This is a genomic window from Rhizobium sp. RHZ02 (assembly GCF_014851575.1).
Taxonomy (GTDB): domain Bacteria; phylum Pseudomonadota; class Alphaproteobacteria; order Rhizobiales; family Rhizobiaceae; genus Rhizobium; species Rhizobium altiplani.
This window is the reverse complement of the sequence record NZ_JACUZX010000006.1, coordinates 47,879-70,704: the sequence shown is the minus strand read 5'-3', so window position 1 is coordinate 70,704 and position 22,826 is coordinate 47,879. Positions and strand designations below refer to the sequence as shown.

Genomic DNA, 22,826 nt, shown 5'->3' with positions numbered 1-22,826 from the left:
GGCAAGGCGAGGGGACAATGAAGACAAGAGCGAAACGTCCGAGCGCTGGGGGCAACGACGGAACGCCGAATTGTCCCCTCGTCGGGGCCCCTTGGGCCGCATCCTTCCCGCTGGGAAGGTGAAAGACGCAACATCCCGGAGTTTTACAATGATTCCCGCCGTCCGTTTCCAACAGGTCTCGCGCCATTTCGGGCCGGTCCGCGCCGTCGACAGCGTCGATCTCGAAATCGCGCCCGGCGAGTTCTTCGCCATGCTTGGCCCTTCCGGCTCCGGCAAGACAACCTGCCTGCGCCTGATCGCAGGCTTCGAGCAGCCGACGGGCGGCCACATCGAAATCTTCGGTGAGACCGCCGAAGGCATCCCGCCCTATCGCCGCAACGTCAACACCGTCTTCCAGGACTACGCGCTCTTCCCGCATCTCAACATCCTCGACAACGTCGCCTACGGGCTGATGGTCAAGGGTGTCGGTAGGCCAGAGCGCACCAAAGCCGCCGAGCAGGCGCTGGAGCTTGTGAAGCTTCCCGGTTACGGCGCGCGCAAACCCGGACAGCTCTCCGGCGGCCAGCGGCAGCGTGTGGCGCTCGCCCGCGCCCTCGTCAACAAGCCGAAAGTCCTTCTCCTCGACGAACCGCTCGGCGCGCTCGACCTGAAGCTGCGCGAGCAGATGCAGGAGGAATTGAAGAGCCTGCAGCGCGCGCTCGGCATCACCTTCATCTTCGTCACCCACGACCAGGGCGAGGCCCTGTCGATGGCCGACCGCGTCGCCGTCTTCAACAACGGCGGCATCGTCCAGGAAGGTACGCCGCACGACATCTATCGGCGCCCGAAGACGCGCTTCGTCGCGGATTTCGTCGGCTCCTCCAATGTCATTGCGCCCGATATGATGACCGCGCTCGGCGGCGAGAAGCGCTGGGCGAGCCTGCGTCCGGAAGCGATCCACGTCGCCGGCGAAGGCGTTGAGGCGCGTGTGGAGCATGCAAGCTTCCTCGGCGCGGCAACCCGCCTCTCGGTCGATATCCGCGGCACCCGCCTGCACGTCATGCTGCCGGCCGGCGCCAACGTGCCGGATGTCGGCACAAGCGTCCGCCTCGTCTGGCAGCCCGTCGACGTGCATTACATGGATGACGCAGCATGACAGCGCTTGCCCTCACCAAACCGGCGGAACTGCGCGAGACCTCGATCCTTCCCGGTCGCGGCGGTTTCTTCGGACAGCTCTCGGACGCCTTCTGGCGCCATCCTAGACTGCTGCTCTTCCTGATGCTGACGCCGCCGCTCCTGTGGCTCGGCATCATCTACATCGGCTCACTGATCGCGCTGCTCCTGCAGAGCTTCTTCTCGATCGATGATTTCTCGGGCCTGGTGAATTACGAGTTCACGCTTGCGACCTATGCGCAACTCCTCAGCCCGACGAATTTTGACATCATCATCCGCACCATCATCATGGCGGCGCTGGTGACACTGGCTTCTGCCGTCGTCGCCTTTCCCATCGCCTACTACGCTGCTCGCTATGCGCAGGGCAAATGGAAGGCGCTGTTCTACCTCGGTGTCATGCTGCCGCTGTGGTCGAGCTATCTCGTGAAGATCTACGCCTGGAAACTCATCCTCGCGAAGGAAGGCATCCTCACCTGGATCTTCGAGAAGCTGCACCTGTCCTGGCTGCTCGACGGCATCCTCAACCTGCCCGTTGTCGGTGGCAATTCGCTGTCGGTCAGCTATCTCGGTACGTTTGTCGTCTTCGTCTATGTCTGGCTGCCCTACATGATCCTGCCGACACAGGCAGCACTCGAACGCGTCCCAGGCAACCTGATCGAGGCGTCGTCTGATCTCGGCGCCACACCGAGCCAGACCTTCCGCACCGTACTTTTCCCGCTGGCGCTGCCCGGTATCGTCGCCGGCTCGATCTTCACCTTCTCGCTGACATTAGGCGACTACATCATCCCGCAGATCATCGGTTCGTCGCGCCTCTTCATCGGCCAGGCGGTCTATGCCCAGCAGGGCACCGCGGGCAACGTCCCGCTCGCGGCCGCCTTCTCCGTCGTCCCGATCGTCATCATGGCCGTTTATCTCTGGCTGGCCAAGAAACAGGGGGCCTTCGATGCGCTCTGACCGTTCCCAGCGTTCACCGCTGCTTCTAAAGATCGCCGCAGCCGGTGGCCTGCTCTTCCTACACCTGCCGATCCTCTTGATCTTCGTCTATGCCTTCACGACGGAAGAGAAGAGCTATCAATGGCCGCCACCGGGACTGACGACGCAATGGCTCGCCATCGCGTGGAACCGCCCGGATGTCTGGTCAGCGCTCGGCCTCTCCGTGCAGGTCGCCTGCATCGCCACCGCGATCGCGCTGGTGCTCGGCACGCTCTGCGCAGCCGCAGTAAGCCAGACGAAGTTCTTCGGCCGTGAAGCAATCTCGCTCCTCGTCATCCTACCGATCGCGCTGCCCGGCATCATCACCGGCATTGCACTGCGCTCGGCCTTCAGCCTGTTCGACATTCCATTTTCGGTCTGGACGATCGTGCTCGGTCACGCGACCTTCTGCGTCGTTGTCGTCTACAACAACGCCGTCGCCCGCTTCCGCCGCACCTCGGGTTCACTGATCGAGGCATCGATGGATCTAGGCGCCGACGGTTTCCAGACCTTCCGCCACGTCATCCTGCCGAACATCGGGACCGCGCTTCTGGCCGGCGGCATGCTCGCCTTCGCGCTGTCCTTCGACGAAGTCATCGTCACCACCTTCACCGGCGGCCAGCAATCGACGCTGCCGATCTGGATGCTCGAAGAACTCATCCGCCCACGCCAACGCCCGGTCACCAACGTGGTCGCGATGGTCGTCGTGCTCGTCACTTTCCTGCCGATCCTGGCAGCCTACTACCTCACTCGCGACGGCGACCAGGTCGCCGGAGCCGGCAAATAATTAAGGGAGAACATCATGGACACCGCGATGCTGATTGGGTCCCGTTTCGAAGCGGGCACGGAAACGGAAGAGCACATCCTGAACCCGAAGACGGGCGAGACCGTGCTTGACCTGCCGGAAGCCTCGCTTGCCCAGATCGACGCTGCCGTCGACGCCGCAGAATCCGCATTCCAGGACTGGTCGCAGACGACACCGGGCCAACGCTCCAGCTACCTCCTCAGGATCGCCGATGCGATCGAGAAGGACGCCGAGGGGTTTGCCGCACTGGAAGCCCTGAACTGCGGCAAGCCGATCAATGCCGTGTTGAACGACGAAATCCCGGCAATCGTCGATTGCTACCGCTTCTTTGCAGGCGCCGTCCGCAATCTGCACGGCCCCGTCGCCGGCGAATACCTGCCTGGTCATACATCAATGATCCGCCGCGATCCGGTCGGTATCATCGGCTCCATCGCGCCGTGGAACTATCCGCTGATGATGATGGCCTGGAAGCTGGCTCCGGCAATCGCCGGCGGCAACACCGTCGTCTTCAAGCCCTCCGAACAGACGCCGCTCACCGCACTTAAGATGGCGAAGCTGCTTGCCGATATCCTGCCGGAAGGCGTCGTCAACGTCATCCTCGGCCGCGGCGAGAGCGTCGGCAATGCCCTGATCAATCATCCGAAGATTTCGATGGTCTCGATCACAGGCGACGTCGCTACCGGCAAGAAAGTTCTGCAGGCAGCCGCCAAGACCGTGAAGCGCACCCACCTGGAACTCGGCGGCAAGGCGCCGGTCATCGTCTTCGACGACGCCGACATCGACGCTGTTGTCGCGGGCATCCGCACCTTCGGCTACTACAATGCCGGCCAGGACTGCACCGCCGCCTGCCGCATCTACGCCGATGCGAAGGTCTACGACAGGTTCGTCGCCGACCTCTCCTCAGCCGTCTCCTCGATCAAGTTCAATCAGGCCGACGACACCGAGAACGAGATCGGCCCACTGATCTCCAAGCGCCAGCGCGACCGCGTCGAAAGCTTCGTCGCCCGTGCGTCCGAACACAAGCACATGGAAATCACCACCGGTGGCAAGACCTCCGGCGACAAGGGCTTTTTCTACACGCCGACGGTCGTCGCCGGCGCCACGCAGGATGACGAGATCGTTCGCCGCGAGGTTTTCGGTCCGGTCGTTTCCGTCACCCGCTTCACCGATGTCGAGGATGCCGTCACCTGGGCGAACGACAGCGACTACGGCCTCGCTTCGTCGGTCTGGACCAAGGACATCAGCCGCGGCATGAAAACTGCCGCCCGCCTGCAATATGGCTGCACCTGGATCAACACGCACTTCATGCTCACCAACGAAATGCCGCATGGCGGCCTGAAGCAATCAGGCTATGGCAAGGACATGTCCGTCTACGCACTGGAGGACTACACCGCCGTCCGGCACGTAATGATCAACCACGGTTGATCCCGCGCGGCCGGGCCGACGGGCGGGCCGTAACCTGCAAACAAGAACATGCAACAAAAGGGGAGTCGAAATGAAACGCCGTACCATTCTTGCCGCCTTCGGTGGCATCTGTCTCGCCTCGACGCTTTCGGCCATGCCGGTCTATGCGGCCGATCAGACGCCGGTTGAGGTCGTTCAACAGTACCTGGCCGCATGGAACGCCCACGATGCCGGCAAGGCCGCTTCCTATTTCGATGACAAGATCAGCTACTACGACGCATCGGTTGGCAAGCCGACCGTCGGCAAGGCCGAGGCCAAGGCGGCCGTGATCGACAACTTCATGACCGCTGCGCCGGATCTGAAATGGGAGATGCGGGGTGATCCGATCGTCAGCGGAAACAAGGTTTCCTTCGAGTGGACCTTCTCAGGGAAGAACAGCGGTCCTTGGGCCGATGGGACCAAGGCAACCGACAAGTCCTTCTCCTTCGACGGTGCCTCGGTCTTCGTCATTGAGAACAACGTGATCAAGCAGCAGTCGGACTACTACGACGCCCTTGGCTTCTACAAGCAACTGGGCCTGATGTAACATGGCAGCCGGCGGCGCTCCCCAGGGGCGTCGCCAACGCTTTCAGCTACCGCTGCGGGCTGCGCCCACCGGTTGCGTAAAATATGGAACAAATTTCCTCGCCCTGCGTCATCTAAACGATGAGCAAAAAGGAAAAAATCCATGCTTAGATGGGCTCTCATATTCTTCGTTATTTCGCTGATTGCCGGTTTCTTCGGCTTCTCCGGCATCTCGGCCGCAACGGCAACGATTGCTCGCGTTCTCTTCGGCATCGCGCTGGTGATCTTCCTGATCTTCCTGATTCTGGCGCTGATGGCCGGCAATGCGGTGCTTTAACCTGCCGCCGCGCGTTGGGCGGCAAAGAGAGGCACCGAGTCCTTGAAGCCTTTCAGGGAAACAGCTCCCAGACCCTGGAAGGCAAGACCGCGTGCTGCCGCTTCCGCGGCAGCACGCGTATTGAGGCAGACAAGTGTTTGGGACGGCCCGGCAACGGCCGAAACGCGCGCCGCGAGATTGACCGTCCGGCCGAAAATATCCCCGTCACGAGGCACAACCTGCCCCGTCGCTACACCGACCCGCACAGGCGGCAACTCATCCAAACGGCTCTGCTCCACCAGCGATAGCGATGCTTGCACCGCCGACGCTGCATCCGGAAACAGCATCATGACGCCGTCGCCCAGTGGCTTGACGATACGTCCGTCGAACGCGCATGAAAGCCGTTGGGCGATTGCTTCAAAACGGGCGGCCTTCTCGGCGGCAGACACATCGCCAATCTCACGCGTCAAGCCCGTGAAGCCGGAAAGGTCGGCAAAGGCCACGGCCGGCAGGCTGTCCTCGTCGCCAGGCTCCAGCCCGTGTTCGCGCAGGGCATCCTGCAGCCTTCCGACGATATTGTCGAACACCGCCTCCTCCAGCATCCGCCGCTGCAGCAGGAACAGCATCCGGAAGCCGATCCGCTGTAGTGCCAAGCGCTTGGTGGCGGCAACCTCGAAAAGATGATGGTAGCTAAGGCCCGCATTCAGCATCGGCTCTTCGACCTCGCCGCGGAAGAGGTCGCGCATCGTGTCGACACAGCGGCGAACCGACTGACCGAAAACGCGCAGCACCCGCTCCATCCCGACAACGGAGGCACCAAGCTGCCTGCACTCCGCCAACAGCCAGATAAATTCCGCATCGTCCTCGCGAAGCGGTTGATCCGCTGAAAGCGGCGGCAAGCTGGCGCATGCCCTTATGCCATTCAGCTCGTCGAGATCCAGTTGCCCTGCCGCCACCTCGGCCGAAACAACGCCTCGGTCATCGCTACGGGCTCGAACATCAGCTGATTGGCGAACTCCAGAGTAAAGATCCGCCGCCTCAGACCTTCCGCCAGCACATCGAGGCTGATGCCGGCTTCCTGCAGGGCAACTATCAATCGGAGCCGGCTGACATCGCTTGCGGCATAGCCTGTGTATCCAGGACCAATGATCTCTAGGCGCTCGAGATCACGCAAGCGGGCATCGTCACAGCCGGCAAGGACCAACAATCTCTCACACGGCAATGCTTCCATCACCGCAACCTCTGGGGGATGAGATTGCTTCATACATCAAATCCGTGTGTCCCTCCACGCAGCCAAAGGCGTTAGAGCAGACTTGCTCCGACATTGATGGCAAGGGCCAGGATCGTCGTATTGAACAGGAATGAGAGGATGGAATGCAGGAGCGTCAGCTTGCGCATGGTGACCGATGTCGTCGCAACGTCGGCCGTCTGTGAGGCAACGCCGATCGTGAAGGAGTAGTAGAGGAAGTCCCAATAAATAGGCTCGTCATTGCCTTCCGGAAACTTCAGCCCTTCCCCCTTGGCCTCTCCGCCATAGAAGCGATGTGCGTAGTGCACCGTGAACAAGGTGTGCAGGAATGCCCAGGAGATCAGGATCGTGGCGATTGCACCAAGCGATCGTACGAGCGCCTCGCTTGCGTCAGCCCCCTTGGCTGCATGAAGTTCCAGCGCGATACCGGCAATGCTGGCGAGCGCCGCCAAAATAGACAGCGCCATGAGGAAGACGTCTGAAAGGTCGAGATCCTCAGCTCTCTCGCGGATGCTAGCGACGGTCGCGCGCAGCATTCGGCGCCAGGTGAGCGCCGTAAAGACGATGGCGCCGGCGTTCCAGCCAAAAATCAGGTTCTGCGGATTGACCTCGCGGCTGGTGAGCAACAGGAAAGTCACGAGTCCAGCGGTCACGGCGACGACGAACACCATGTGTCTGCGTAGTTGCTCCATGACCTGACTTTCCCGGCGCCCAGCGTCTGCCGCCGTCACAATCCTACCGCTGCAAGATTGCCTTTGATATCAGTTTGATGGCGGCAGGAGCAATATGGCTTTAGCCGGTCCAGCCGCCATCGACGACATGGATCTGGCCCGTCGTGAAGCCTGCCTCGTCACCGGCAAGATAGGTCACCAGAGCGGCGATCTCCTCGGGTGTGGCGATGCGACCCATCGGCTGGCGGGCGATGAAATCCTTCAGTGCCTTTTCATAGTCGCCGGTCGCACGCAAGCGCTCGTGCAGCGACGGGCTGTCCACGGTACCGGGGCAGATCGCATTGGCGCGGATACCCTTGGCAACAAAGTCGGCGGCAATCGACTTGGTGAGGCCAATCACGGCTGCCTTCGATGCACTGTAGGCAAAGCGATTGGGAACGCCCTTCACACTGGAGGCGACCGAAGCCATGTTGACGATCGACCCCTTCCCCTTCTCCAGCATCCCGGGAAGGAAGGTACGGCAGGTCGTATACATCGCCTTGGCATTCAGGTTAAAGGAAAAGTCCCAGTCCTTCTCCTCGCATTCGAGGATCGAGCCTGCATGAACGAAGCCTGCGCAATTGAAGAGAACGTCGATCGGGCCGATCGTGGCTGCGAAGGCACGGACAGCGTCGCCATCGAGCGCATTGAGGACATGCTTCTCGGCGCCTTCCAGGGTGGAAAGCGTGTTTTCGTTGATATCGGTCGCATAGACATGCGCGCCGAGTGAAATGAAGCGCTCAGCGCTTGCTCGACCGATACCCTGACCTGCCGCCGTGATGACGACTTTCTTGCCTTCCAGACCGTGGCTCATACATCCTCCCAAATTCCGGCGCTTGCGGCGCATTCATTCATATGCAAACAATATATTCAGATTGGCGTCAACCTGATGGAGCGAGGTTTGCGCCGGAAGCCTAGTTGATCTTGTGTGGCCGGGCATGAAAAATCTGGTGGCCGAAAAGCCAGTCGGCGCCGCCGCCGCACCTTGCGGCAAACAGCATCGCATGAATGGGAGGAACCGCATGCACTTCGACACACACCTGCACATCGTCGACCGGCAGGCGCTCGACTATCCCTGGCTCTCCGGCGCGGGTGATCTTAATCGTGACAATCTCTACGAAGACTATGCGCGCGATGCGCTACGCTGCGGCATCTCCAATGTGCTGCACATGGAAGTGGACGTTGCACCGGCGCGTATCGACGACGAGACGAATTACGTCAGGGAAGTCAGCCGCCGCCAGGGCAGTCTTGTGCGTGGCGTCATCGCCGCCTGCCGGCCGGAAGAGGATGGTTTCGCGGCCTATCTGGAGCGATCGGCTGCCGATCCCTTCGTCAAAGGCTTCCGCCGCGTCCTCCACGTGGCCCCGGACGACACAGCCGCCCGACCGCTGTTTCGCGAGAACATCAAGCGCCTCTCCGGCACCCGCATGACGTTCGATCTCTGTGTCTTCCCGCATCAATTCGAGACCATCCTCGCGCTGGTCGATCACTGCCCGGATGTTCGCTTCATTCTCGACCATTGCGCCAACCCGCCGATCAAGGATGGGATGAGCGACGTCTGGCGCAAGGGCATCACGGAATTCTCCCGCCGCTCGAACGTGACGGCAAAGATTTCAGGCGTCATCGCCTATGGGGATCTCGAAAACTGGTCGGTCGAGAGCCTCCGCCCGTATGTCGAACATACGATCGGCAGCTTCGGTTGGGATCGCGTCGTCTGGGGCAGCGACTGGCCCGTTTGCACGCTCGGCGGCGGGCTGGCACCCTGGGTCGCTGCCACCCATGCGCTGACCTCGGGCTGCAGCCCGGAAGAGCGCGACAAGCTCTATCAGGCCAACGCCAAGCGCATCTGGTCGATATGACACGAAAAAGGGCGGCACCGAATGGCACCGCCCTTCTTGGTTGGAGCGCTCGTAAGCCTTAAGCAGCTGCGAGCTGCAGTTCTTTCTGAACGTTGCTGCGAAGCGTACCAAGGTCCTTGGCGAAGGCACGGATGCCTTCGGCGAGCTTTTCGGTCGCCATCGCGTCTTCGTTCATCATCCAGCGGAAGATCTTTTCGTCGACGGTGATCTTCGGGGCAGGCTTCGTCACATCAGGCGACAGCTTGCGCTCGAGCTTGCCCTGATCGTTGGAGAGTTCGTCGAGCAGGTTCGGCGCGATCGTCAGGCGATCGCAACCGGCCAAGGCTTCGATTTCGCCGGCGCTGCGGAACGAGGCACCCATGACGATCGTCTTGATGTCGTTGGCCTTATAGTAGTTGTAGATGTCGCGGACGGAGATGACGCCCGGATCTTCCTCAGGCGTGAATTCCTTGCCAGTCGACTTCTTGTACCAGTCGAGGATGCGGCCAACGAACGGCGAAATCAGGAACACCTTGGCGTCAGCGCAGGCAACCGCCTGGGCCTTGGAGAACAGAAGCGTCAGGTTGCAGTCGATGCCTTCCTTCTGCAGGATTTCGGCGGCGCGAATGCCCTCCCAGGTCGAAGCCAGCTTGATGAGGATGCGGTCACGCTCGATGCCGCGTTCCTTGTAGGCAGCGATGATCGAACGGGCCTTGGCAAGCGACGCTTCGGTATCGAAGGAAAGGTCCGCATCGACTTCGGTTGACACGCGGCCCGGAACGAGCTTCACGAGCGCAGCACCGACGGAGATCGCCAGGCGATCGGCAACGGCGGCGGAAACGGCCTCCGGATTGCCGCCCTGCTTCTTGCCCCAGGCAACAGCTTCCTTGACGGTATCTGCGAACATCGGCGTACCGAGTGCCTTCAGCACGATGCTTGGGTTCGTCGTGCAATCGACGGGCTTCAGACGGGCAACAGCCTCGATGTCACCGGTATCGGCAACGACCGTGGTAATCTCGCGGAGGTGGTCAAGCTTGGATGTCATGGTTACTGGTCCTTTTGACTTGAGCTGCGCGCCGATGCGAACTTCGCCCGGCAAATAATCTACGAATGGGCAGTCTGCGAGCCGCCTGTGTAAGCAGCGGTCGCGTCATCCCCGCGAAACGGCGTCACGCCTCGGCCGCCAAGTGCCGATGGGACGTCCCGCTTACCTGCACATTACCTCCTCGGTCGCACGGATGCGACTTCTTGGCGGCGACTATCACTATTCCCCGCCAGATATGTCAAGGACATTTGTGCATTTCAATTGACATAAGTGTCACACCCGTCATTATCGGCGGAACAACGAACCTGTCCTGGCTTGATGATAGATCTAGGGCGCAATTCGCTCCGGAGGAGATGTGGTCAAGCTCAAACGTGGCACGCATACGGCTTATTCCGAAGCATCCTCCCTTAGGTTGCGTGCGGCTTGGCTCTATTACAATCAGGGACTGACGCAGAAGGATGTCGCCGAACAGCTCGGCATCAGCCGCACGACCGTGATCCGCCTGCTCGACGAGGCGATGAAGCGCAGCGAAGTGCAGATTTGGATCAACGACTCGATCGGCGATTGCGTCGAACTTTCGGTAAAACTCGAGCGCGCCTATGGCCTCGACGAAGCGATCGTCGTGCCGGCGCCGGCGCAGCCTGACGCCAACTCGCTGGCAAAAAGCGTTGGCCTTGCGTTGGGACAGTTCCTCTCCGAGGCCATTCCAGACGACTACACAATCGGCGTCGGCTGGGGCCGAACCATGACGGCTTCGCTCTCAAGCTTCCGGCCGCCCCGCCGCGACAATTGCAAGGTCGTCTCCCTCCTCGGAGGCGTCGTCGCCGTCCACCAGACGAACCCGATCGACTACACCTGGCGCCTCGCGAGCCAGCTCGGCGCCGAATGCTATATGTTCCTTGCCCCGCTTCTGGTGGATTCTACGGAAACGAAGCGGAACCTCATCGAGAAATGTGGCCTGGACACGATCTATCGGCTGGCGGAAACGCTGGATCTCGCGATCGTCAGCTGTGGCGACATCGGCCCGCACTCTACCTCCCTGTCGGAAGGGTGGATCTCGAAGGCCGAGCTGCAGCAGCTGATCGACGCCGGCTGCGTCTGCGACACGATGTTCAACTTCCTCGACAAGGACGGCAACACAATCGATCACTCGATCAACAGCCGCGTCATGTCCGTGGATCTCGACACATTGAAGAGGGCCAAGCACATCGTGCTGTCATCCGGCGGCACGCATCGCGCGGTCGCAATCCGTGCCACCATCAAGCGGATCGGCTGTAACACGCTGATCACAGACGAGGGTGCCGCCAAGGCTCTGCTGGGCCTGGCAGAGGCGGCTTAGGGGCGTTTAGCCAGCATCCGCTATCGCAGCTGGCACAGATGCGATAGTTGCGATTGCGCCCAGTTGCGCCCGAAATCCTGGGTATCCGGCAGTGCCGATAAAAGACTTCCGATCTCGCCATCGATTTCTAGATGGGTGTCCGTGATCCTGCATGCACCCACATCAAGGGCGACGGTGGCAACAACCTTGCCTTCCACCGGCGCCATCTGGAAGAGCGAATTGTCGCCAGTTTCGCAGGTCAATAGCGCCGTCGCCCTGATGGATGCGAGACTGTCCCCCGTCGAACAGACATCTGCAGACACAACCTTGAAGCTGCTGGTTCGATTGGGTCCCACGGGAAGCTGTTCGCATAACTGCGCGGTCGATATCGCGCGCGCCACATCCGGCCATTCCGGGCTACTCATCGCCGATTTGCAGCCCGCCCAGGCCGGAACCAGCGACATCGCAAGCAGGCCAACGGCAATGCCGACGACCTTGCATGGCTTTTCTCCAGGGTTCATTTCCGCCTCCTCGAGTCCCAGCCATGGAATCAAGCAGGTGAATCCTGAGTTTTTGATGGCAGGACTCCCGAGGGAGGAAGCGTATCCACAGGTTGGATCGATGCGTCGCCGCGATCAGGCGTGCGCCGCCTCCCAGCCGAGCATGGCCCGCTTGCGCGTCAGGCCCCAATGGTACCCCGTCAACGCCCCGCTTTTGCCGAGCGCGCGATGGCAGGGAACCACGAAGGAAATCGGATTGGCGCCGACCGCCGCACCAACCGCGCGCATCGCTGTCGGTCGGCCGATGTCGTGGGCGATGTCGCTGTAGGTGACGGCCTTGCCGAAGGGGATCTTCAGCAGGCTTTCCCACACCTGCACCTGGAAATCGGTGCCGATCAGCACGACACGCAGCGGCTGGTCCGATGTCCAGCGGCCCGGCTCAAAGATCCGCGTTGCGTAAGGTGCCGTCGCTTCGATATCGTCGACATAGGTCGCATTCGGCCAGCGGCATGTCATATCATCGAGACACGCGGCCTCGTCACCGTAATTGCTGAAAGCAAGCCCCGCGAGGCCACGGTCCGTCGCCATCACAAGCGCAACCCCAAAGGGTGAAGGATGGAAGCCGTAGCGGATCGTCAACCCACCGCCTTTGGCCTTCCATTCGCCGGGCGACATCGCCTCATGCGTGACGAAGAGATCGTGCAGGCGGCTGGGGCCGGACAGCCCGACCTCGATCGAGGTCTCCAGAAGGGGCATAGCTTCCTCGCGTAGAAGCCGCTTCGCGTGGTCGAGCGTGACTGCCTGCAGGAAAGCCTTCGGAGACAGGCCGGCCCACCGCGTAAACGTCTTCTGCAACTGCGTCGGCGACTGATTGAGCCGCGCTGCGATCGTCTCCAACGACGGCTGATCGCGATAGTCCTCGGTGATGAGTTCGATCACCTGGCGCACGGTCTCGTAATCAGAGCCATCAGGCGTGATGTCTTTGTTCAGCTTGGCTACCATATTCATGATCTTTCTCCTTGTACCAAGGAGATAGTCAAGTGACCCCTCGCAAGCCACCCGATTCTTGCGTGCCGGTCAAATCCGTTGTTTGACGGTGGCAAGCGCCCCCTTGAAGGCCTTAGCGAAGCTCTCGCGATCATCGGGATTGAGGAAGGAGCCGATATCCGTGCCCCTTCCTTCGCCGGAAATATACATGGAAAGAATGCCTATCTCCTGATGTCTGCGAACGAAGAAGCGCGTCCAGAAGGGATTGAAGTGATGCTCGATCATCCGACCGGAGGGCGCGAACTTGCGGACGGAAATATCCGTACGCGACACGGTCACTTCCTCCCGCGCGCGGCCAGACCGATAGTTCAGCCAGAAGGCGCCGTAGAGGAGCAGAAAATCAAGCCCGAAGAAGAAGCCGATCGGCCAGGCGCCCGTCACGACGAAGAACATGCCATACAGGCAGCAAACTGCGCCGGTCAAAAGCAGCAACACCTTGAAACCCTTGCGGCCAAGCGACCGGTAAGGAAAAAGCTCGGCGGCAAAAACAGGTTGTTCGTCGGCTTTATCGGCGTTGCTTTCCATCATGGCTGGCAAGTATAGGTTTTCCATGCCAACTCCGAAACTCAAATCCGCCGTCACATCGTCGCAGAACTCAAAAGTGATCGTTCGCCAGAAGAAGCCGGCAACGGTCCGTTCTGCCTATTCCGAAGCCGAGCGCGAGGAGATATTCCGTCGCTTCTCCATCCAGCGGCCGGAGCCGAAAGGCGAACTGGAACACACGAACCCGTTCACGCTCGTCGTCGCTGTAGCCCTCTCCGCCCAGGCGACGGATGCCGGCGTCAACAAGGCGACACGCGCACTCTTCAGGGTTGCCGACACGCCCGAAAAGATGCTGGCACTCGGCGAGGAGCGGGTGCGCGACTACATCAAGACGATCGGCCTCTACCGCAACAAGGCGAAGAACGTCATCGCTCTCTCACAGATGCTGGTCGAGAAATTCGGCGGCGCTGTGCCGCAAACGCGTGACGAGCTGGTGATGCTCCCCGGTGTCGGCCGCAAGACCGCCAATGTCGTGCTCTCCATGGCTTTCGATCAGGCGACGATGGCGGTGGACACACACATTTTCCGCATCGCCAACCGAATCAAGCTGGCGCCGGGAAAGACGCCCGACGAGGTCGAGGAGCGGCTGATGAAGGTGGTACCGAAGCACTATCTCTATCATGCCCACCACTGGCTGATCCTGCATGGCCGCTATACCTGCAAGGCACGCAAGCCGGAATGCGAGCGCTGCGTCATCGCCGATATCTGCAAGTCGCCGGAAAAGAGCTGCGACGTGCCGGCGCCGCTGGTCGAGCTACCGCGCCAAGTGGTTGGAGAGGCCGTCGAGTAAGTCTGCGGCAGATCGCGGCGCTACCGATTTGGCCCTACCCGCGAAAGCCCGCGTCCTCGCGCGAAACCAGCTTGTGCAGGTGCACCATCAATCCAGCGGCGAAAAGCGGCGTCAGCAGATTGACGATCGGGATGGCAAGGAAGCCCGCAATAACAAGCCCCGCAAGGAACACCGTCGCCGCATGTTTGGCCCGAAACGATCGTGCCTCCTGCGGCGAACGAAACCGCATTGCAGCAAACTCGAAGAATTCGCGGCCGAGCAGGTAGCCGTTGACGAGGAAGAACGCGATTATGTTGACGCCCGGCACGAACAGCAGAAAAAGCGCCACGATGTTGCCGAGGATAACCACGCCAAGAAGCTTGATCGAGCTTGTGAGCGCCGGACCGAGCGGCATCGCCGTTCCAGACTGATCCGAGGGATAATCCCGTCTTTCAATCACCTCGGCCACATCGTCGAGAAACAGGCCGGCAACCAATGCCGTCACCGGTGACAGCAAAAGCGCCAGGCCAAGTGCAAGGCCGAGGCTGGCTGCGATCGCAAACACGAAGCCGAGCCACCCTCCCCAGTCCGGCATGGCGGGAAAGAAACTGGCAATCCACGGGAAGACGTACGATATGAACGCACTGCGCAGCGCCAGCCAAAGCCCGACGAGCAACAGGAGGGTCAATCCCAGGACCTTCCAGAACACTGACCGCGTCTCTGGCGCGAAAAGATTGATGAGAGATAGGCGGGCCGCCTGAAAGATCATTCCGAGGTCTCCGGTTGCAACAACCATGTAGGAATCCGAACTTTGAACGGCAAGGCTGAAACAAACTCGGATGACTAGCCCAAAACTTGTCGGAAAATCTATGTTACTATATAGTAATTTATCAACTATGATTGCTTGATCCTGAAACGCAGCTTCCGGAATAGTTGCAAACGACAAGCGTTGGCCATGCGTATCCGAGAAATGCTTTCGGGAAGATCGGGACGGGCCAACGTGGAAGATTTTGTTCAGAAGCTCCGCCAGTATGCCAAGTCCGGCACGCCGGCCGAACGACGAATCGCGAAATATTTCTCCGAGCATCTGAACGACCTGCCGTTCGAAACAGCCGCGTCGGTTGCCGATCGGCTGGATCTGAGCCCCATGACGGTGGGCCGCTTTCTACGCGCGCTCGGCTATCAGGGGCTCGACAGCGTCAAGGTCCATATCCGCGAAACAACCACCATTTCGCCAATGCAGATGCAGGCATCGCTCACCCAGCTGCAGGCCGACGCTTCTGCCGGCAAGCCGCTCGCGGTACTGGTCTCCGAGCAGATCCAGGCGCTGCACCATATCTACCATTTGACGGGCCAGCCCCTCTGGAATGAAGCCGTGTCGATGATATCATCCGCTCATGAGGTTCTTGTCGCCTCGCATGCTCATCTTTCCGGCTTCGCGTCCCACTTTGCTCAGCGATTGACCCATGCGCGCGACGGCGTCCACGCGCTTGATGGAACGGGCAGCCGCTTCGCCGAACTCTTCGCACGGCTCGATGGCAATGACGCCTTGCTGATCGTGATCGACAGCCGGCGCTTTGGCAAAGCCCGGCTGCTGGCCCGGACGGCACGGCGCTATGGATACAAGGTTATCTTGATTACAGCACAAGGCACCAACTGGATTCCGGATCAGGCCAATATCGTACTCGCCCTTCCGCCTGCCCGATCCGATGACGAAGACAACCTGCCGCCGCTGATGGTCCTCCTCGACTGTCTGTCGGAAGACGTTGTCACTGCGGCCGGCGAAGAAGCAGGCGCCCGCACCCGTCGCATGGCTGAATTCGGCAGCATGCTTGGAGACGGCGGAAACCGGTAGAGTCTTCCAGGATTAGGCGCCTACTCCATCGCTTCCAGTTCCGCGCGGTGGCGATACATGGCAAGCAGCCGGCGATAATCCCGGTCATAAAATGCCTGCTTGGCTGTATCCGGCAATCGCTCTTCGCCACCGGAGTACATGGCCGCCCCTGCTTCTGCGAGATCTCGATAGAGACCGCACGCCACGGAAGCGGCCATCGCCGTACCGAGGAGCACCGCCTCGTTCATCTTCGGCACAACGACCCTGCAGCCGGTTGCATCGGAATAGAGCTCCATCAGCACCGGATTTTTCACATGGCCGCCTGCGACATGCAGGGTGTCAGGCACATAGCCATATTCCTTCATCCGCTCGAGGATGTGACGGATCCCGAGCGCGATCGCGACTGCTGCGCGCCAATAGAGCGCGCAGAGTCCGTCGAACGACGTGTCGAGCGTCAGGCCGCTGATGCTGCCGACGGCATGCGGATCGGCGAGTGGCGAGCGGTTGCCGTGAAAATCCGGCAGTATAAAGATGCGGGCACCGAACTCGTCGCCCTCCTCGGCGCGAAGCTGCGCAATACGCTCGACGATCTTCTGATGCAGCGTAGCCGTTGGCTCGCCACCGGCTGCGTGCATCCGCACGATATGATCGAGCAGCGCGCCCGTTGCCGATTGCCCCGCCTCGACAAGCCAGGATTCAGGAAAGACGGCTTCGTAATACGGCCCCCACATGCCGTGGCTCGGTTTGCGCTCGCGCGAGAACGAAACGATGCAGCTCGAGGTGCCGGCGATCAGCGCCAATTGGCGTTCCAGCCTGTGAGCATCCTGCGCCTCGCCGCCAAGCGCACCCAGCGCCCCGGCATAGGCGTCGATCATGCCTGAGGAAACATGGCACGCCGTCGTCAGCCCGAGCGCCGAGGCGGCCTCTTGCGTCAGCGTCCCGACACTCTTGCCGACCGGCACCGTTTCCTCCGGCAGCCGTCCGCGATCCAGTAGGTCATCGAGCCCAATCCGCTCGAGAAAATCCTTCCGCCACCCTTTGTCGAGATGTGCGAGATAATTCCACTTGGCCGTCAGCGTGCAGCGCGAGCGGGCGAGCGCGCCAGTTGCTTTCCAGGTCATGAAATCGGCGAGGTCGAACAGATAGCCGGTGTTCATCCAGGTGCCGGGCAGCTTCTTCTTCAGCCACATCAGCTTCGGCATTTCCATTTCCGGCGACATGAAGTGCCCGGAGTGCTCCAGCACGGGATGTTCCGTCGCCGTGCAGAAATCGGCTTCCTTCAGCGCCCGGTGATCGAGCCAGACGATCGTATCGAAACGGCGCTCTCCGCCGGTGGAAACACTGATCTGGTTGCCGTCGACATCGCGCACGACGAGCGAACAGGTAGCATCGAAACCGATCGCGCCCACCGATGCTGGCGCCGCGCCTGATTGCTCCATCGCCTTGCGAACGGCAATGCAGACCGCCGACCAGATGTCTTCGGAGTCATGCTCGGCGTGGTTTTCACGCGGCCTGTTCATGATGATCGGGTGTTCGGCCTTGCCCAGCAATGCGCCGCGAGCGTCGAAGACGCCGGCGCGCGCACTGCCCGTGCCGATATCAACCGCAACCACATGCTGAGGCATTAAAGGTGCATCCCGTCCTGCTTATGTTTGCGGACAAGGTGTATTAAATCCGGCATGGCGTCAAACACGGCTTCGGGAGAAAGTCGGTCAAGTTCAGCGCGATAGCCGGAAAAATTGGCGTGTGATCCGCCCGTGAAGGCAAACACCCTCATGCCCGCTGCCTTCGCCGCCTCGATCCCGGCGGGGCTGTCCTCCACGACCACGCAATTGGCGGGCTCTACGTTCATTTCGTGCGCCGCATGCAGGAAGAGATCGGGCGCGGGCTTGCCATGCTTGACCATGGTTGCGCTGAAGATATCAGGCAGCCGGTCGATCAGGCCGGTGACCGTCAGCGACAGGCGGATACGCTCGACTTGGCTGGAAGAGGCGACGCAACAGGGAATGCCGAGGGTGTCGATCGTCTCGGCGATCCCGGCCATCGGCTTCAGCTCCCTGCGAAACCGGGCGTAGAGATCGGTGCGGATTTGCTCAAGAAATTCCTGACCCGGGTGGACGTTGTATTCGGTCTTCATCGTCTCGATGACAGTCGCGAGACTTCGCCCGAGGAAACGGCCATAGACCTCTTCCTCGGTAATCGGGACATCGAGATCGTTCATCGCCTTCACGAGAACGCTCACCGATATCGGTTCGCTATCGACGAGCACGCCGTCGCAATCAAAGATGACGAGCCGTGTTTCAGCCTCAGCCATGGCAGACCCAATCGCAGTTGGTGCAGGAAGATGCATCCGCCGGATAAGGCGGAAGCCGGCGGCAGGAATGCCGCCAGTGATCCTTACACAGCAAGCTTGTTATCAAGATAAAGCTGCAGGGTTTCACGCGTGCCCTTTTCCCACAGGGTTTTCAATGCGTGGGCAAAGCGCTTTCGGAACAGCTCGGATTTTGACACCTCGCCAAAGGTGTCGTCGAAAACGAGGAACGCCATCGGATTGTCCTTGGCCTTCAGTGCGGCCGCATGCAGCCGATCGGCGCTGGCGTCGTTGAAGACGATGTCCTTGCCGCTGTCCGTCTTGCCGGCAAAATAGCGGCACCACAGAGCAGAAACCAGCGCGAGCCCGACCACGTCCCGCCCCTGGTTCAGATTGTCGAGCGTAGAGGGCAGGATGAATTTCGGCTGTCGGTTCGATCCGTCCTGTGCCAGGCGCGGGATGGTGTCGGCAATCTTCGGATTGAGAAGCCGATGCTCGATCAGCGCGAAATAGTCCGTCAGCGAGGTATCCGGGACCGGCGGAACGATCGGGATGATCTCATCCTTCTCAAGTTTGGCGAGGAAGGCACGGATCAACGGATCCTCCATCGAGTCGTGCACGAAATGGATATCCATCAGCGCTGCCGGATAGGCGATCGCCGCATGTCCCCCGTTCAGAATGCGGATCTTCATGTGCTCGTAGGGCGTTACATCGGGCACGAAGGTGACGCCGACCTTCTCAAGCGCCGGCCGCCCCGCCGTAAACTTGTCTTCCAGCACCCACTGCTTGAACTCTTCGCAATAGACGGGCCAGTTGTCCTCGATGCCGAAGGCGTCCTTCAACAAGTCGATTTCGCGCTGACCCGTTGCCGGCGTGATGCGGTCCACCATGGCATTCGGGAAGGCGACGTTCGCCTTGATCCAGTCGGCAAAGGCAGGATCGGAGAGACGCGCCGTGCCAACGACGGCATTCGACGTGACGACGCCGTTGTGGGGAATGTTGTCGCAGGACATGACGGTGAAAGGCACGATGCCCTTCTCCTTGCGCGCCTTGAGACCGGCGACGACAAGGCCAAAGACGGTCTTCGGCTCGGCAGGATTCTGGCCGTCCGCAGCGATCGCCGGATGACCGGGATTGAATTTGCCCGAGGCGTCGATGAAGTAGCCGCCCTCGGTAATCGTCATCGAAACGATGCGGATCGCTGGATCCGCAAGCTTGGCGATAATCGCCTTGGCGTCACCGACCGGCAGGATGTCGATCATCGGCGCCGTAACGCGCGCAGCAGTCTTGTTGTTGTCCTGCTCGACGACCGTCGTCAGGAAATCCTGGGCGGCGAGCTTCTCGCGCATTGCGGCGTCGGAAGGGAGAATACCCGCGCCGATGATCGCCCAGTCATGATCCTGACCCAGATTGAACAGGTCGTCCAGATAGATCGCCTGGTGGGCGCGGTGGAAATTGCCCACGCCGAAGTGCACGATGCCCGCCTTCAACGACGCCCGCTCGTAGGTCGGTACGGCGGCCGTTTTTGCCACCTCGGAAAGCGTTGCCAGCGATAGTTTGCACGTCATGTTTCAGTCCTCTTGAAGGTCTTCGGGATCGGCTAAGATCCCGGCATCGGTACGCCGGGCGCTTTGTCCGGCGTGCGCTCTTGTCCCCAACCCGGCAGCAATGCTCTCAGATGGTGAGACCACCCTCGTTGAATTTGTGGATCCGCGTCTTGTCGGGAGTCAGATAGACGACATCGCCGGCCTTTGCCGGGAAATCGCCGCCGCCACGCGCGGTGACATGACCAATACCCTCGACATCCACGTGCAGGAAGGTGTCCGCGCCGAGATGTTCGGCGACCATGACCTTGCCCTTCCAGTCGCCGCTTTCGGTCGACAACAGCACATGTTCCGGCCGCACGCCGATCGTGTGCGCTCCGAATTGCGCGGCATACTGGCTTTTGACGAAGTTCATCTTCGGCGAGCCGATAAAGCCCGCGACGAAGAGGTTTCGCGGCTTGTGGTAGAGTTCAAGCGGTGAGCCGACCTGTTCGATATTTCCACGGTTCAGCACGACGATCTTGTCGGCCATGGTCATGGCTTCCACCTGGTCGTGGGTGACGTAGATCATCGTGGTCTTCAGCTGCTGATGAAGTTCGCTGATCTCCAGGCGCATGTTGACGCGAAGGGCGGCATCCAGGTTCGAAAGCGGTTCGTCGAACAGAAACGCCGATGGCTGGCGTACAATCGCGCGGCCGATGGCGACGCGCTGGCGCTGGCCGCCCGAGAGCTGGCGCGGCTTGCGCTCAAGATAGTCGGTGAGGTTGAGGACGCGTGCGGCGTCTGCGACCTTTCTGTCAATCTCGGCCTTGTCGACGTTGGCCATCTTCAGCGGAAAGGCGATGTTGTTGCGCACGCTCATGTGCGGATAGAGCGCATAGGACTGAAACACCATCGCAAGGCCGCGCTCTGACGGGGCTTTCTCGGTTGCATCCTTTCCGTCGATCACGATCTTGCCATCCGACACGTCCTCGAGGCCCGCAATCAGCCTGAGCAGAGTGGACTTGCCACAGCCCGAAGGCCCGACGAAGACGACGAACTCGCCGTCCTTGATGTCGAGGTCGATCGACGGGATGACCTTGGCTTCGCCGAAGACCTTCGAGACTTTTTGAAGGGTAATGCTGCCCATGTTTCTCTCCGTAGTGTCTTATTTCACCGCGCCGAAGGTCAGGCCGCGGACGAGTTGTTTCTGCGAGAACCAGCCGAGGATCAGGATCGGGGCGATCGCCATGGTCGATGCTGCCGAAAGCTTGGCATAAAACAGGCCTTCGGGGCTGGAATAGGAAGCGATGAACGCCGTCAGTGGCGCTGCTTTCGAGGCAGTGAGGTTCAGAGTCCAGAAGGCTTCGTTCCAGGCAAGGATGATGTTGAGAAGCAGCGTCGATGCAATGCCCGGCACCGCCATCGGCGTAAGCACGTAGATGATCTCCTTGAAGAGCGAAGCACCATCCATGCGGGCCGCCTCAAGTATCTCGCCGGGGATTTCCTTGAAGTAGGTGTAGAGCATCCACACTATGATCGGCAGGTTGATCAAAGTGAGAATGATCACCAGACCGCTGCGGCTGTCGAGCAAGCCAAAATTTCTGAACATCAGGTAGATCGGGATGAGCGCCCCGACCGGCGGCATCATCTTCGTCGACAGCATCCACATCAAGACGTCCTTCGTCCGCTTGGTCGGCGAAAACGCCATCGCCCAGGCGGCCGGGATCGCGATGATCAGTCCGATCAGCGTCGAACCGAAGGAAATGATCACCGAGTTCATGAAGTGACTGAGGTAGTTCGAGCGGCTCTGCACTTCCGCGTAGCTCTCGGTCGTCCAGTGGAAGAACAGGAACTGCGGCGGCGAGGCGATGGCATCCGCTTCCGTCTTGAAGCTCGTCAGGAACGTCCAGAGGATCGGGAAGAAGATCAGGATGCCGAGCGCCCAGGCGACCGCCGTCATGACCATTTTGCGTCGAGTTGAGACCTTTCTAGCCATCTTAAGCCTCCAGATTCTTGCCAACAAGGCGCACGAGGAAGATCGCAACGATATTGGCAAGGATAACCGCGACGATACCACCCGCCGAGGCGCCGCCGATATCGAATTGCAGCAATGCCTGCGAATAGACGAGGAAGGTAAGGTTGGTGCTTTGCGTGCCAGGCCCGCCGTTCGTCGTCACCAGGATTTCGGCAAAGACGGAGAGCAGGAAGATCGTCTGGATCAGAATCACAACCGTGATGGCGCGGGCCATGTGCGGCAGGATGATGTAGAAGAATTTCGAGATCGCGCCGGCGCCGTCCATTTCGGCAGCTTCCTGCTGTTCTTCGTCCAGTGACTGAAGGGCGGTGAGCATGATCAGCGTCGCGAAAGGCAGCCACTGCCACGCGACGATCAGAATGATCGAGAAGAGCGGCGCGTTGGCAAGCCAGTCAAAGGGTTGCAATCCAAGCGCCTTGGCGAGATGTGCGAAGAGCCCGTTGACCGGGTTCATGAACATGTTCTTCCACACCAGAGCCGCAACCGTCGGCATCACGAAGAAGGGTGCGATCACCAGGATGCGAACGATCCCCTGCCCGTAGATATCCTGGTTCAGGAGCAGCGCAAACGCGATGCCGCCCACGACAGTGATCAGGAGCACGCCGAGCACCAGCAGCAACGTGTTGATCAAGGCGGCGATAAAGGCCGGGTCGGTCAGAAAATATTTGTAGTTCAGGAAGCCGACGAAGGTTTCCATGCCCGGGCTGAGCAGATTGTAATTCAGCAATGAGAAATAGATCGTCATCACGAGCGGGACGATCATCCACAGGAAGAGAAGCACAACGGACGGTGCGATCATCATTCGCGCTGCGGAGCGGGTGTGTAACGTTGCCATGGCGATGACCGATCCTCTTCAAAAGGGCAGACGGCTGCAGGGCAGCTAAGAAA

General features: G+C 60.5%; 25 protein-coding genes. 10 read left to right on the top strand and 15 right to left on the bottom strand.

Translation table 11 applies throughout. The annotated features are described in order from the left end of the window. Positions 1-148: 148 nt before the first annotated feature. From IB244_RS12300 to IB244_RS12275, 6 genes are all read left to right on the top strand, one after another. Positions 149-1,135 (top strand): ABC transporter ATP-binding protein, encoded by a 987-nt coding sequence (locus IB244_RS12300; protein ID WP_018856503.1) that lies wholly within the window; start codon positions 149-151, stop codon positions 1,133-1,135. Continuing rightward, positions 1,132-2,106 (top strand): ABC transporter permease, encoded by a 975-nt coding sequence (locus IB244_RS12295; RefSeq protein ID WP_018856502.1) that lies wholly within the window; start codon positions 1,132-1,134, stop codon positions 2,104-2,106. Before IB244_RS12300 ends, IB244_RS12295 begins: the two co-directional genes overlap by 4 nt. Beyond that, complete coding sequence (locus IB244_RS12290) at positions 2,096-2,911, top strand: ABC transporter permease (protein WP_018856501.1); 816 nt, start codon at positions 2,096-2,098, stop codon at positions 2,909-2,911. Before IB244_RS12295 ends, IB244_RS12290 begins: the two co-directional genes overlap by 11 nt. Positions 2,912-2,926: 15 nt before the next feature. Next, the gene (locus IB244_RS12285; RefSeq protein ID WP_018856500.1) at positions 2,927-4,354 is read left to right on the top strand and encodes a gamma-aminobutyraldehyde dehydrogenase; all 1,428 of its coding nucleotides are present in this window, start codon (positions 2,927-2,929) and stop codon (positions 4,352-4,354) included. Between the two features lie 70 nt (positions 4,355-4,424). Further along, positions 4,425-4,919, top strand: a complete 495-nt coding sequence (locus IB244_RS12280) for an ester cyclase (protein ID WP_018856499.1) — start codon at positions 4,425-4,427, stop codon at positions 4,917-4,919. Positions 4,920-5,060: 141 nt separating this feature from the next. Continuing rightward, positions 5,061-5,234, top strand: a complete 174-nt coding sequence (locus IB244_RS12275) for a DUF1328 domain-containing protein (protein WP_018856498.1) — start codon at positions 5,061-5,063, stop codon at positions 5,232-5,234. On the opposite strand, the gene IB244_RS12270 is transcribed toward IB244_RS12275, so the two are convergent. From IB244_RS12270 to IB244_RS12260, 4 genes are all read right to left on the bottom strand, one after another. After that, entirely contained in the window at positions 5,231-6,112 is an 882-nt protein-coding gene (locus IB244_RS12270; RefSeq protein ID WP_246733756.1) for an adenylate/guanylate cyclase domain-containing protein, read from the bottom strand. The two genes, IB244_RS12275 and IB244_RS12270, sit on opposite strands and share 4 nt — an antisense overlap. A gap of 23 nt (positions 6,113-6,135) precedes the next feature. Beyond that, a complete protein-coding gene (locus IB244_RS32155; protein ID WP_162763489.1) occupies positions 6,136-6,477 on the bottom strand; it encodes a MerR family transcriptional regulator in 342 nt (113 codons plus the stop codon). Positions 6,478-6,515: 38 nt separating this feature from the next. After that, the gene (locus tag IB244_RS12265) at positions 6,516-7,154 is read right to left on the bottom strand and encodes a DUF1345 domain-containing protein (RefSeq protein WP_026371708.1); all 639 of its coding nucleotides are present in this window, start codon (positions 7,152-7,154) and stop codon (positions 6,516-6,518) included. Between the two features lie 100 nt (positions 7,155-7,254). Continuing rightward, positions 7,255-7,986 (bottom strand): SDR family oxidoreductase, encoded by a 732-nt coding sequence (locus IB244_RS12260; protein ID WP_025658861.1) that lies wholly within the window; start codon positions 7,984-7,986, stop codon positions 7,255-7,257. A 208-nt stretch (positions 7,987-8,194) separates the two neighbouring features. Here IB244_RS12260 and IB244_RS12255 point away from each other — a divergent pair, with 208 nt between their 5' ends. Beyond that, a complete protein-coding gene (locus IB244_RS12255) occupies positions 8,195-9,031 on the top strand; it encodes an amidohydrolase family protein (RefSeq protein WP_026371707.1) in 837 nt (278 codons plus the stop codon). Between the two features lie 58 nt (positions 9,032-9,089). Here IB244_RS12255 and tal read toward each other — a convergent pair whose 3' ends face one another. After that, positions 9,090-10,055, bottom strand: coding sequence for a transaldolase (gene tal / locus IB244_RS12250; RefSeq protein ID WP_018856492.1), 966 nt, complete (start codon positions 10,053-10,055; stop codon positions 9,090-9,092). A 355-nt stretch (positions 10,056-10,410) separates the two neighbouring features. On the opposite strand from tal, the gene IB244_RS12245 reads away from it, so the two are divergent. Next, positions 10,411-11,394 (top strand): sugar-binding transcriptional regulator, encoded by a 984-nt coding sequence (locus IB244_RS12245; RefSeq protein ID WP_018856491.1) that lies wholly within the window; start codon positions 10,411-10,413, stop codon positions 11,392-11,394. A gap of 20 nt (positions 11,395-11,414) precedes the next feature. Here the strand turns inward: IB244_RS12245 and IB244_RS12240 are convergent, their stop codons facing one another. From IB244_RS12240 to IB244_RS12230, 3 genes are all read right to left on the bottom strand, one after another. Beyond that, positions 11,415-11,894, bottom strand: coding sequence for a hypothetical protein (locus tag IB244_RS12240; RefSeq protein ID WP_018856490.1), 480 nt, complete (start codon positions 11,892-11,894; stop codon positions 11,415-11,417). Positions 11,895-12,008: 114 nt separating this feature from the next. Further along, positions 12,009-12,881 carry a methylated-DNA--[protein]-cysteine S-methyltransferase gene (locus tag IB244_RS12235; protein ID WP_018856489.1) on the bottom strand — a complete coding sequence of 291 codons (873 nt, stop codon included), beginning with the start codon at positions 12,879-12,881 and terminating at the stop codon, positions 12,009-12,011. Between the two features lie 69 nt (positions 12,882-12,950). After that, a complete protein-coding gene (locus IB244_RS12230; RefSeq protein WP_026371706.1) occupies positions 12,951-13,448 on the bottom strand; it encodes a DUF2244 domain-containing protein in 498 nt (165 codons plus the stop codon). A 22-nt stretch (positions 13,449-13,470) separates the two neighbouring features. Here IB244_RS12230 and nth point away from each other — a divergent pair, with 22 nt between their 5' ends. After that, positions 13,471-14,253 (top strand): endonuclease III, encoded by a 783-nt coding sequence (nth, locus tag IB244_RS12225; RefSeq protein WP_113471970.1) that lies wholly within the window; start codon positions 13,471-13,473, stop codon positions 14,251-14,253. Positions 14,254-14,287: 34 nt separating this feature from the next. On the opposite strand, the gene IB244_RS12220 is transcribed toward nth, so the two are convergent. After that, positions 14,288-15,001 carry a sulfate transporter family protein gene (locus tag IB244_RS12220; protein WP_192304370.1) on the bottom strand — a complete coding sequence of 238 codons (714 nt, stop codon included), beginning with the start codon at positions 14,999-15,001 and terminating at the stop codon, positions 14,288-14,290. A gap of 231 nt (positions 15,002-15,232) precedes the next feature. On the opposite strand from IB244_RS12220, the gene IB244_RS12215 reads away from it, so the two are divergent. Then, entirely contained in the window at positions 15,233-16,087 is an 855-nt protein-coding gene (locus IB244_RS12215; protein WP_025658852.1) for a MurR/RpiR family transcriptional regulator, read from the top strand. 20 nt (positions 16,088-16,107) lie between these two features. On the opposite strand, the gene IB244_RS12210 is transcribed toward IB244_RS12215, so the two are convergent. The 6 genes from IB244_RS12210 to IB244_RS12185 form a co-directional block, all read right to left on the bottom strand. Further along, entirely contained in the window at positions 16,108-17,691 is a 1,584-nt protein-coding gene (locus IB244_RS12210) for an FGGY-family carbohydrate kinase (protein WP_113471968.1), read from the bottom strand. Then, positions 17,691-18,380, bottom strand: coding sequence for an HAD family hydrolase (locus IB244_RS12205; RefSeq protein WP_018856483.1), 690 nt, complete (start codon positions 18,378-18,380; stop codon positions 17,691-17,693). The genes IB244_RS12210 and IB244_RS12205 overlap by 1 nt, the downstream gene beginning before the upstream one ends. An 83-nt stretch (positions 18,381-18,463) precedes the next feature. Next, the gene (locus tag IB244_RS12200) at positions 18,464-19,945 is read right to left on the bottom strand and encodes a mannitol dehydrogenase family protein (RefSeq protein ID WP_018856482.1); all 1,482 of its coding nucleotides are present in this window, start codon (positions 19,943-19,945) and stop codon (positions 18,464-18,466) included. A gap of 106 nt (positions 19,946-20,051) precedes the next feature. Beyond that, a complete protein-coding gene (locus IB244_RS12195) occupies positions 20,052-21,050 on the bottom strand; it encodes an ABC transporter ATP-binding protein (protein WP_018856481.1) in 999 nt (332 codons plus the stop codon). Positions 21,051-21,068: 18 nt separating this feature from the next. Continuing rightward, positions 21,069-21,899 (bottom strand): carbohydrate ABC transporter permease, encoded by an 831-nt coding sequence (locus IB244_RS12190; protein WP_026371704.1) that lies wholly within the window; start codon positions 21,897-21,899, stop codon positions 21,069-21,071. Position 21,900: 1 nt separating this feature from the next. Further along, entirely contained in the window at positions 21,901-22,773 is an 873-nt protein-coding gene (locus tag IB244_RS12185) for a carbohydrate ABC transporter permease (RefSeq protein WP_025658847.1), read from the bottom strand. Positions 22,774-22,826 lie beyond the last annotated feature (53 nt).

What these genes read in the sequence shown, in the direction of transcription:
- IB244_RS12200 (WP_018856482.1), bottom strand. Translation starts at nt 19,945, where the DNA reads ATGACGTGCAAACTATCGCTGGCAACGCTTTCCGAGGTGGCAAAAACG.
- tal (WP_018856492.1), bottom strand. Translation starts at nt 10,055, where the DNA reads ATGACATCCAAGCTTGACCACCTCCGCGAGATTACCACGGTCGTTGCC.
- IB244_RS12285 (WP_018856500.1), top strand. Translation starts at nt 2,927, where the DNA reads ATGGACACCGCGATGCTGATTGGGTCCCGTTTCGAAGCGGGCACGGAA.
- IB244_RS12255 (WP_026371707.1), top strand. Translation starts at nt 8,195, where the DNA reads ATGCACTTCGACACACACCTGCACATCGTCGACCGGCAGGCGCTCGAC.
- IB244_RS12210 (WP_113471968.1), bottom strand. Translation starts at nt 17,691, where the DNA reads ATGCCTCAGCATGTGGTTGCGGTTGATATCGGCACGGGCAGTGCGCGC.
- IB244_RS12205 (WP_018856483.1), bottom strand. Translation starts at nt 18,380, where the DNA reads ATGGCTGAGGCTGAAACACGGCTCGTCATCTTTGATTGCGACGGCGTG.
- IB244_RS12290 (WP_018856501.1), top strand. Translation starts at nt 2,096, where the DNA reads ATGCGCTCTGACCGTTCCCAGCGTTCACCGCTGCTTCTAAAGATCGCC.
- IB244_RS12275 (WP_018856498.1), top strand. Translation starts at nt 5,061, where the DNA reads ATGCTTAGATGGGCTCTCATATTCTTCGTTATTTCGCTGATTGCCGGT.
- IB244_RS12295 (WP_018856502.1), top strand. Translation starts at nt 1,132, where the DNA reads ATGACAGCGCTTGCCCTCACCAAACCGGCGGAACTGCGCGAGACCTCG.
- nth (WP_113471970.1), top strand. Translation starts at nt 13,471, where the DNA reads ATGCCAACTCCGAAACTCAAATCCGCCGTCACATCGTCGCAGAACTCA.
- IB244_RS12185 (WP_025658847.1), bottom strand. Translation starts at nt 22,773, where the DNA reads ATGGCAACGTTACACACCCGCTCCGCAGCGCGAATGATGATCGCACCG.
- IB244_RS12195 (WP_018856481.1), bottom strand. Translation starts at nt 21,050, where the DNA reads ATGGGCAGCATTACCCTTCAAAAAGTCTCGAAGGTCTTCGGCGAAGCC.
- IB244_RS12235 (WP_018856489.1), bottom strand. Translation starts at nt 12,881, where the DNA reads ATGAATATGGTAGCCAAGCTGAACAAAGACATCACGCCTGATGGCTCT.
- IB244_RS12230 (WP_026371706.1), bottom strand. Translation starts at nt 13,448, where the DNA reads ATGATGGAAAGCAACGCCGATAAAGCCGACGAACAACCTGTTTTTGCC.
- IB244_RS12260 (WP_025658861.1), bottom strand. Translation starts at nt 7,986, where the DNA reads ATGAGCCACGGTCTGGAAGGCAAGAAAGTCGTCATCACGGCGGCAGGT.
- IB244_RS12220 (WP_192304370.1), bottom strand. Translation starts at nt 15,001, where the DNA reads ATGATCTTTCAGGCGGCCCGCCTATCTCTCATCAATCTTTTCGCGCCA.
- IB244_RS12190 (WP_026371704.1), bottom strand. Translation starts at nt 21,899, where the DNA reads ATGGCTAGAAAGGTCTCAACTCGACGCAAAATGGTCATGACGGCGGTC.
- IB244_RS12300 (WP_018856503.1), top strand. Translation starts at nt 149, where the DNA reads ATGATTCCCGCCGTCCGTTTCCAACAGGTCTCGCGCCATTTCGGGCCG.
- IB244_RS32155 (WP_162763489.1), bottom strand. Translation starts at nt 6,477, where the DNA reads ATGAAGCAATCTCATCCCCCAGAGGTTGCGGTGATGGAAGCATTGCCG.
- IB244_RS12265 (WP_026371708.1), bottom strand. Translation starts at nt 7,154, where the DNA reads ATGGAGCAACTACGCAGACACATGGTGTTCGTCGTCGCCGTGACCGCT.
- IB244_RS12280 (WP_018856499.1), top strand. Translation starts at nt 4,425, where the DNA reads ATGAAACGCCGTACCATTCTTGCCGCCTTCGGTGGCATCTGTCTCGCC.
- IB244_RS12240 (WP_018856490.1), bottom strand. Translation starts at nt 11,894, where the DNA reads ATGAACCCTGGAGAAAAGCCATGCAAGGTCGTCGGCATTGCCGTTGGC.